The following is a 6,714-nucleotide window of genomic DNA, read 5'->3' as shown; positions in this document are numbered from 1 at the left end:
CATTCAAGCCCAGGATCAGGAACAGGCCTTCCCTTGGAACCATCCACCTGAGAGGGATAGCAACGTATCCGAAGGCATGCAGTCGGTTGATCTATACCGGAACAGCGAGACAAAAAGCCCTGCCTATGTTCACCCACAACAACCGCTGAATTTTACCTTTCAGGATCGGGAGTATCAGCCACAAGGCAATGGCTCGGTATTTTTCCAGATTGGTGCTTTTAAAGAAGAAACTGCTGCTGTCCCCATTGATAGCAAACGCCACTTTACCTTCCAGAGAAACCGAGCAGAGGATCAACCGATTATCCTGCCGTGGGGCTTTGGCCAGAAAGCCAGGGATGAAACGGTAACCGGCAACTATGACGGCGAGACAGACCCGGAGGTGATTGAAAAGCCAAAGCCGGAACAGCCAGAGATTAGGGAGAGTTATCTGCTAATGAACATAATCACCGCAGTGGTATTGCCTGCCCGGACACCGCTGGAATTGCCCTCAATGGAAATCAGCCTCGATATTGATAGCTTCTCATGGAGCTTTACCGGGCAGCTGTGGGGCGCTTCCAATATTGCACTGGTGGAACCGGACGAGAACGGTCCGAAGCAAATAGAGGTCGATATAAACGGCTGTAAATTGATCTTCATTATTGAACGTTACAGCACTTACCGGCGTTTTGGAGATGAACGCTACACCTTGCATGCCAGCAGCCGAACCCAACTGCTTGCAGCGCCTTATGCGCCACAACGAAGCAAGAGCAAGAGTGCCAACCTCAACGCTAAACAGGCCATTACCGAAGAACTGGCCCCTTTTTTTGAAGAGAGCGGCTTTACCGCTACCTATCCCGATCTGAACGACTACAGTACACCGGATTGGATTATGCCCGGAGGCTCATTTAGCTATCAGAACCAGACCGCTATGCAGGTGGTGGCCAAAGTCGCAACCACAGCAGGATCAGTGATTATCCCAAGCCGTGATAATGACCAGGTGAGCATTCAGCCCCGATACCCGGCCAGCCCTTGGCACTGGGATACCGCCACAATGGATAAGATCGTTCCGGCCAGTATGGTGATCAGTTTGAGCGCCAACTGGCGACCGGAGCAGGCTTACAATGCGGTCTATGTTTCCGGGACTAATGCTGGCGTGGCGGTCAATGTGAAGCGAACCGGAACCAATGGCGATAACCCGGCTCCCGATATTCTGGAAGACTGGCTCACGGAAATGCAGGTCAATACTGAGCGAGGCCGGAATGAGTTGGCTAAGGGGGGCAACCAGAGCATTACCACCATCGAACTACCATTGACTGATATCAACACAGCACCCGGGTTAATTGAGCCCGGTATGCTGGTCGAGGTTCAGGATACTGTTTTAGGAGAGAGCGGCAACTGGAAAGCCCTGTGTCTGGCCACCAGTATTAGTGCAAGTGGGGTAGGGACCGTTATTCAAACCATTGAATTGGAGAGGCACTACTAATGGCAACCACTAACATCTGGCAACAGTTCAAGGCGCTGATTCCTGAAGGCGTTCGCATCGTTGCCACCATTACCGCCAATAACGGCAACGGCACCAGTCAGGCAACGCTCCGGGATGGTTCGGTGATTACCGTCAAAGGGGGGGCAGTTTCTTCCGGACAGAAGGTATTTATTCAGGATGGAGAGATAAAAGATACTGCGCCGAGTTTGGCGCAGTACGAGGTAGAGGTTTGAAATAACCAGGAATCGGTTCTCTGCACAATTTTATTGCTCACTGTAGAAGGCAGTCCGATGGTTAGGCTGTATAGCGTTCAAGAAGTGTCTTGCAGTCTGTGCGGCCTCTAAGGGCAGCTTGGCAGAGAGCCGTTTCGCCAGAGCTATCCTTCACTTTGGCCAGGGAGGAGTCAAAGGTCAGCAATGTCTGGATGGACTCTGCGTTGCCTCCACTAGCAGCTTTATGGAGAGCCGTTTTGCCAGAGCTATCCTTCTCTTTGGCCAGTGAGGGGGCAATGGTCAGCAATGTCTGGATGGCCTCTGCTTGGCCCCAATAAGCAGCTTCGTGGAGAGCCGTTACGCCAGAGCTATCCTTCTCTTTGGCCAGTGAGGGGGCAATGGTCAGCAATGTCTGGATGGCCTCTGTTTGGCCATTACGAGCTGCTGTGTAGAGAGCCGTTACGCCAAAGCTATCCTTCTCTTTGGCCAGTGAGGGGGCAATGGTCAGCAATGTCTGGATGGCCTCTGTTTGGCCATTACGAGCTGCTGTGTGGAGAGCCGTTTCGTCAGAGCTATCCTTCTCTTTGGCCAGTGAGGGGGCAATGGTCAGCAATGTCTGGATGGCCTCTGTTTGGCCATTACGAGCTGCTGTGTGGAGAGCCGTTTCGCCAGAGCTAATCTTCTCTTTGGCCAGTGAGGGGGCAATGGTCAGCAATTTCTGGATGGCCTCTGTGTTGCCAAGGAGGGCAGCAGAGTGTAAACCCTGAATGAACTTGGATCGGTTAATGCCCGACAATACCATGGCGATCTCTTCGTGGCCCTTGCGGCAAGCTAAGTCGAGAGCCGTTGCGCCATCGTTATTCTTGATACCGACTTTGAGATCAGATTTAAAGCACAGCAACTTTTCGACGGATTCTTTATGGCCGTTTTGAGCAGCGAAGTGAAGAGCCGTCCAGCCTTTGCTATCAGTGGCATTGATGTTAGCTCCAGCCCCGAGCAAGGCATCCAAGCATCTGGCGCTATTATTCTCAGCAGCAAAGTGCAAAGGTGTATAGCCATCCTGATTGGTGGTGTTGACATCCCACCTGTGAGTCAGAAGAAATAAATCGTTATAAGAATCATTTGATCTTTCCATAAAATCCGGCATAGATGCGGATATGCCACCGGAAATAGCATTCATGATCGTCGAGAAAGCTAATTTTATAATTCTCCATTTTTGCTGATCTCGACCTGCCCACTGATCAACCAGAGTACTCACGCATTGGTAAGCGTTGTTTTTAGAAGCAATATGCAGGGGGGTGTTACCGTCCTCAAGATAAATTGCGTTGCCCCTTTTTTTCCCGATATTTTCACCTACGTTGTATGCCAGGTTTGATGTAGCACTGCCTAATAATACCGAACCTGATAATACTGAAATAGATGCTATGATATGTGGGAAAGCTGAGAGATCCCACGAAGATAGCAGAGATCCAAAACCAACCATCGACATCACCGTCCCCATTGGAAATCCGGTAATATACATATTCGCAATTTCACCCACAATTTCACAAAGCGCAACAAACTTTGCACTGAAAGCTGCCGCTTCAACTGTGGTCAATCCAGCTATGGCCACTCCAACCCCTGTCGCCAATGTTGCTAATTGGGCACACAATTTTTTATGTTCATCCGCGTGATTTTGAATAGCACTCGACAAAGTCCGGAAGCACTCGGTGTAGTCCTGGCTATCAGTATGCCCACTAGCTTCAGCTTCAGCTACCGCTCTTGCTGCAGCGGAAAGAGCAGAAGTGACGTCGCCTTCAGGTTTCAGTTCAAGTCCCAACTTAAGAGCTTCCAAGTCCCCATTTTGACAGGCATCCTCTAACAATGGCTTTTCATTTCGACGCAAGGACATGCCCGGTCCACAAATACACTTATCCGCTTTTTTATGTCGTTTAAAAAAGTCGCGTATACATTCCAAGTGCCCAATTTGATGGACTTCGCACTCTGTTTTGACTACTGATCGCCCACCAAGTTGCCCGGTATGCACTTCTTCATGACAAATAGAACAATTAGAGAGGACATCAGACCAGTTTCTACCGACACCATTCATCGATTTAGCCTACTTGAATGACCCAAAACTTCGAGTAGGACAAAAAATCAGCGGAGTAAGTTCACCAAAAAACAGAATTTTTAACAAGGAGGTTGTCGTTAAAATCCAACAGTCAGCTACGGACCAACTTTCACCAGACAATCATCGTTTATCCGGTATGCAACGGATGGCAACCACTAACAACTGGCAACAGTTCAAGGCGCTGATTCCTGAAGGGGTGCGGAATGTCGCCACCATTACCGCCAACAATGGCAATGGCACCAGTCAGGCAGAGCTTCGGAATGGTTCGGTTATTACGGTTAAGGGGGAGGGTGTTAGTGTGGGGCAGAAGGTATTTATTCAGGATGGGGAAATAAAAGGTACTGCGCCGAATCTGGCGCGGTACGAAGTGGAGGTGTAAGACGATCAGATCAAGAATCAGGACCCGACCCTGGTTTTCGACCCTGGTTTTCGCTAGGGCGTTCGGTTCTCAACTAAATCGGTACTCAGATTACCCGTGAAAGTGAAACTTCGGTACTAATTTTGCAGTTAAATATTCTGACTCTTGGGTGTCTGTTCAGTTTTGCAATTGCTGCATCAGCACAGTGGTCAGAGTTTTTCTGGACATAAATTATATTCCATTGGTTCACTTGTTTTTGTTCTGAAATTAATTTGTAAAGTTTAGGTGAGCAGCCGGCAGGCCATAAGTGTCCACTATTATCTAAAAATAAAGCTGAATGGTTCATACAAGGACTGTGAGATATTACAACATCCACTACCTTTGGGTTACAGTCATTATATTTTATTATTCTATCCCATGAACGGATAAAAATTTCCTCACAGTGGCCTCCCAAATCAGGCTGAGCTGTACTTTTTTCATAACCGGATTTTTTTAAAACAACTTTTGTAGCCTTTTCCCTTTTGTAGCCTAAAGATACTGTTGGTTGATGAATATAATTATATTGTTCGCTCCAGAAAACATCAGCAAATATATCATTATTATTAAATCTGACAATCAAGCCAATCTCTTTTTTAGCCTTGGAAGAATAGTGTTTTAATTTGGTTATACTTTTCTTGAACTTTTCGCTCAAAAAAACGCCATCAGTGGTCTCACCTGCAATATCGGGTGTATTGGTTATGGCCTGAATCTTCCTCCTGTGAAGCAAAGCAGAGCCCTTCCGGTCATGTAATACTTCTGTTGTTGCAGAATGGCTAGCCCCGTTATTTGCTTTATTGCTGTCGTCTGTACCCGAAGGCTCTTTTATCTGGTAGCGATATCCTAACGAAGAGGTATTGTTCATAACAACCTCCTTAAAACCATAGAGCCACTAATTTTTTCAAATTGTGAGCACCGATTTGAAATGACCTGTTTTCAACAGTTTCGGATGATCCGTTAAAGGTGACGAATTTGACCTCCATTCAACGTTTTAGTTCCATTGAGTTATTGCGGAAATTAGGATTATTGCCGTCTCAGAAACTTTCATCCTGATTTTTTGCAATCCCGGCTAACGTCGCTATTCTCGAACAGCCTCATGGCTCGCTGATAACTTACTGACAAATTTGCATTATCAGTAGGAGTTTTTGCCAATGGAGACAAATTTTCCTGCAAGATTACAGGTGGTACTGTTGATTGTTGCAAAGAGAAATCATCGGCTACCTGCTCGCCTGAAAGCTCATCCACCAAACATGATTTAAGGAAAAGAAAGCAGTCCATAACCTCTCACCGGACTGTTACAGTAACTGGGGCGGCCGAGAGGTTATCAAATACCGCTGAAACAACTCGTCCCTGTAAGGCAGAAGCGGGTTGCTTGCTGCGCTGCATCCTTACCGCTCAGGTCGTTGGTAAAACAAAAGCCGGAGTGGGCTCACTCTAAAAAAGAGCCCAGAATAAGAAACGGAGCGAACCATGGATAAGCATATAACAAATCAGGATCTCAGCGGAAAAAACGGGTCAGGTCTTGATGGCGACAGGCGAAGCCTGAGAATGTGGGAGGTTTTATGAACGGAAATCATTTGTTGAAATCCAGTGGGTTCGACTCCCACCCGGTAAAGATTAACCATCAGCCGGAAGCGAGTTTTGCTTAGTCATGGGTAACCTTGGCTTTGAAGCGTAAACAGCAGGTACTTATGAAGCAACTCTCAGGAGTCCGGAAGCGAATCCATAAGTGACCGGATAGTAGGTACTGGAAGTCTTAGTGTCCCATAGTACTGATGACAACGGGGAACTCTGCTCAGGAGGACCCGGACGAGGAACTATCTCTTAGTCACATCTCCACACCTCTTGTCATTCGGCAGGTGTGGAGACGATCCTGCAGTTTTGCCCAGCCATCCCAAATAGCCAGCCATCCCGGTATCCCTGTACGCTTTGAATTGCACCAGCCACCCACCTTGGCTATGATATGCAGCAACCACGTCAACGATGGTACTTTTTTAGGTAAAGGCTTTCCTTCATAAAAGGTCAGCCAAAGTACTTTCCACTCCTCATCGCTGACTACCCGATTGGCCGGTGTCTTTTCATTCCAGGCTTTGTCGTCCTTTTGTTTTCGCCTGTACGGTAGCACCAGAGCTTCTCTGATCTGCAGCAACCTGACTGCTACAAACATCAATATGACAGCCAGTCGTTGTATGTTTCCGGCACACAACAACCGTAACCGCTCAACACCTGCACCGGTTTTCCAGGCTTTATGAAACTCTTCTATTCGCCAGCGAAGCTCATAAAACCTGAGAACAATACGACAATCATCAAATGTATCTACAGCCTCTGAAGTCAATAGAATCCAGCGCAGCCGGTCTTCAGTATCAACTTCCACTTCTTCAGCCATAAGGATATTGACCGTTATTGGAGCGTAAGCGCCAAAATAACCCACGTCCTACCCTGCTCAGATTTGATCAAGGATCATAAAGCCTCTGATTACATGGAGGCTCCAATGACCAATCCAGAAACCACTAAAGAACAATGGCTGCAACGAATC

General features: G+C 47.5%; 7 protein-coding genes. 3 read left to right on the top strand and 4 right to left on the bottom strand.

The window, feature by feature from the left end; translation table 11 throughout:
- On the top strand, positions 1–1,462 hold a 1,462-nt coding region (locus J7439_RS24695), incomplete at its 5' end, for a hypothetical protein (protein ID WP_209204715.1).
- Complete coding sequence (locus tag J7439_RS24690; RefSeq protein WP_209204714.1) at positions 1,462–1,695, top strand: hypothetical protein; 234 nt, start codon at positions 1,462–1,464, stop codon at positions 1,693–1,695. The genes J7439_RS24695 and J7439_RS24690, both read left to right, overlap by 1 nt.
- A 61-nt stretch (positions 1,696–1,756) precedes the next feature.
- Here the strand turns inward: J7439_RS24690 and J7439_RS24685 are convergent, their stop codons facing one another.
- The gene (locus J7439_RS24685) at positions 1,757–3,565 is read right to left on the bottom strand and encodes an ankyrin repeat domain-containing protein (protein ID WP_209204713.1); all 1,809 of its coding nucleotides are present in this window, start codon (positions 3,563–3,565) and stop codon (positions 1,757–1,759) included.
- Between the two features lie 364 nt (positions 3,566–3,929).
- Between J7439_RS24685 and J7439_RS24680 the strand changes: the two genes are divergently transcribed.
- Positions 3,930–4,163 carry a hypothetical protein gene (locus J7439_RS24680; RefSeq protein ID WP_209204712.1) on the top strand — a complete coding sequence of 78 codons (234 nt, stop codon included), beginning with the start codon at positions 3,930–3,932 and terminating at the stop codon, positions 4,161–4,163.
- Between the two features lie 85 nt (positions 4,164–4,248).
- Here J7439_RS24680 and J7439_RS24675 read toward each other — a convergent pair whose 3' ends face one another.
- The 3 genes from J7439_RS24675 to J7439_RS24665 form a co-directional block, all read right to left on the bottom strand.
- The gene (locus J7439_RS24675; protein WP_209204711.1) at positions 4,249–5,043 is read right to left on the bottom strand and encodes a hypothetical protein; all 795 of its coding nucleotides are present in this window, start codon (positions 5,041–5,043) and stop codon (positions 4,249–4,251) included.
- 179 nt (positions 5,044–5,222) lie between these two features.
- Entirely contained in the window at positions 5,223–5,456 is a 234-nt protein-coding gene (locus J7439_RS24670) for a hypothetical protein (RefSeq protein ID WP_209204710.1), read from the bottom strand.
- 550 nt (positions 5,457–6,006) lie between these two features.
- A complete protein-coding gene (locus J7439_RS24665; RefSeq protein WP_209204709.1) occupies positions 6,007–6,609 on the bottom strand; it encodes an IS4 family transposase in 603 nt (200 codons plus the stop codon).
- Positions 6,610–6,714: the final 105 nt, after the last annotated feature.

This window comes from Salinisphaera sp. G21_0 (assembly GCF_017744115.1).
In the GTDB taxonomy this organism is placed as follows: Bacteria; Pseudomonadota; Gammaproteobacteria; order Pseudomonadales; family Endozoicomonadaceae; genus Endozoicomonas.
This window is presented reverse-complemented; position numbering and strand designations above follow the sequence as displayed.